This window comes from Mesorhizobium sp. M7A.F.Ca.ET.027.03.2.1 (genome assembly GCF_003999175.1).
Classification (GTDB): Bacteria; Pseudomonadota; Alphaproteobacteria; order Rhizobiales; family Rhizobiaceae; genus Mesorhizobium.
The window spans coordinates 1-1,783 of the sequence record NZ_RZOM01001179.1 but is presented as its reverse complement, the minus strand read 5'-3'; the positions used below and the strand labels follow the sequence as shown (position 1 = coordinate 1,783).

5 protein-coding genes are annotated in these 1,783 nt (G+C 59.8%); 3 read left to right on the top strand and 2 right to left on the bottom strand.

Features of this window, described 5'->3' with window-relative positions; all coding sequences use genetic code 11:
• Positions 1–86, bottom strand: an 86-nt coding sequence (locus EN750_RS41130; protein WP_145968133.1) for a LysR family transcriptional regulator, incomplete at its 3' end; no start/stop codon positions are given.
• Between the two features lie 111 nt (positions 87–197).
• Between EN750_RS41130 and EN750_RS32670 the strand changes: the two genes are divergently transcribed.
• The 3 genes from EN750_RS32670 (at position 198) to EN750_RS32660 (ending at position 1,538) form a co-directional block, all read left to right on the top strand.
• Positions 198–833 carry an FMN-dependent NADH-azoreductase gene (locus tag EN750_RS32670; RefSeq protein ID WP_127268106.1) on the top strand — a complete coding sequence of 212 codons (636 nt, stop codon included), beginning with the start codon at positions 198–200 and terminating at the stop codon, positions 831–833.
• A gap of 168 nt (positions 834–1,001) precedes the next feature.
• Positions 1,002–1,241, top strand: coding sequence for a CopG family ribbon-helix-helix protein (locus tag EN750_RS32665; protein WP_127256140.1), 240 nt, complete (start codon positions 1,002–1,004; stop codon positions 1,239–1,241).
• Between the two features lie 3 nt (positions 1,242–1,244).
• Positions 1,245–1,538 (top strand): type II toxin-antitoxin system RelE/ParE family toxin, encoded by a 294-nt coding sequence (locus EN750_RS32660; RefSeq protein WP_127268105.1) that lies wholly within the window; start codon positions 1,245–1,247, stop codon positions 1,536–1,538.
• 20 nt (positions 1,539–1,558) lie between these two features.
• On the opposite strand, the gene EN750_RS32655 is transcribed toward EN750_RS32660, so the two are convergent.
• Positions 1,559–1,783 (bottom strand): AzlD domain-containing protein (locus EN750_RS32655; protein WP_127399144.1); only part of this gene is annotated, 225 nt, incomplete at its 5' end.

The following is a 1,783-nucleotide window of genomic DNA, read 5'->3' as shown; positions in this document are numbered from 1 at the left end:
AGCCTGCGGCCGGCGGCCGAGAAGCTGCCGGCTTCGGCGACTGTCACAAAGATCTGAAGTTGATCGAGCGTCGGATTGGGCTGCATCGTGATATCTAACTTATAGATGGATCGTATAGAAAATATACCAGTTTATTGAATGGATCGAAAGCCCCATATCTGGCGGGACAAATCATTCCAACCGCTGGAGAGCCCAAAATGTCCATTCTTCTCATCACTTCGAGCCCGCGCGGCGCCGCCTCCCATTCGACCCGCATCGCTACCGAATTCGCTGAAAAGCTCGTCGCCGCCGATCCGTCGAACACGCTCGTCGTGCGCGACCTCGTCGCCAATCCGCTCCCCCATATCGACGCCGACTACGCGAGCGGCATCTACGTGCCGGCGGAAGCGCGCACTGCGCGCCAGGCTGAGGTCGTCGGCGTCTCCGATGTCGTGCTCGACGAGCTGTTTGCTGCCGACACCGTGATCCTGGCCACAGGCTTCATCAACTTCAACATCTCCTCGACGCTGAAGTCCTGGGTCGATCATATCTCTCGTTCCGGCAAGAGCTTTTCCTATGGCGAGAACGGCCCCAAGGGTCTCGTCACCGGCAAGAAGGTCTATATCGTGCTGGCTTCGGGCGGCATCTATTCCGAAGGTGCGGCCGTGCAGTTCGATCACGCCATTCCCTACCTGCGCGGCGTGCTCGGCTTCCTCGGCATGACCGATGTCGATGTCATCCGTATCGAAGGCGTCGGCATGGGTCCTGACGCGGTGACCGCAGCGCTCGCCAAGGCGACCGCCAAGGTCGATGCCGTGGTGGCAGCCAGCCAGGGTGTCGCGGCTGCCGCATAGGAAAGACTTAAATTGGAGGGCAGGCGCTTGGCGCCCGCCCTTTTTCAATGCGCTCCCCGCTTGTTTTCCTGACAGTAAACAGCGCGAAGCGACCAGAGTCCTTTGGGTGTGACTTGACGATCCACCTTGGTTCACTCACAATCACAATGAACCAAGTGGATCGAAACCATGACGGCTTTCACCGTACGCCTCCCCGACGACACGACAAACAGGCTCGACCAACTTGCCGAAAAGCTCGATCGCTCGCGCTCTTATGTGGCCGCCAAGGCCATCGAAGACTTTGTAGCTCGTCAAGAGTGGCAACTCGCTGAGATAGAGGCCGGATTGGCCGAGGCCGAGCGCGGTGAGTTCGCCAGCGAACAAGAGTTGGCCGCCGTGATCGGGAAATACGTCAAGCCCGCCGGCTGATCCATGAGCCGCAAGACAATCCGTTGGACCAAGCGGGCTTTGCGTCGGCTTGGCGAAATCGGCGCGCATATCGAGAAAGACAGTCCCGAAGCTGCCGCCCGTGTCATTGGGCGCATCTTGTCCGCAGCGGAGTTGCTTACCGAACAGCCGGCTATGGGTCGCGTTGGACGCATCAAGGCGACGCGAGAACTCGTTTTGGCCGATATCCCATATATCGTCCCCTATCGCGTAAGCGAAGATGCCGTCGAAATACTTACCGTCATACATGCCGCCCAACAGTGGCCAAAGAGCCTCTAAGCCAACTGGCCGCTCCCTTTCTAGCCGATGAAATGCCTGAGCAACCCCGCCGAAGCGACTCCGATCAGCACAGTCGGCAGCATGGAAAGCCGCGTGGCGGCCACCAGCGTAACAGCCAGCGCCAGAATATCCGCCGGGGACTTCGACACGAAGGCCGGTGCGATGACCGCAATCAGCACGCAACCGGGCGCAGCTTCCATCACAGCCGTGGCACGCCCGCTGAGCGTACGGTTGCGCAGCACGAC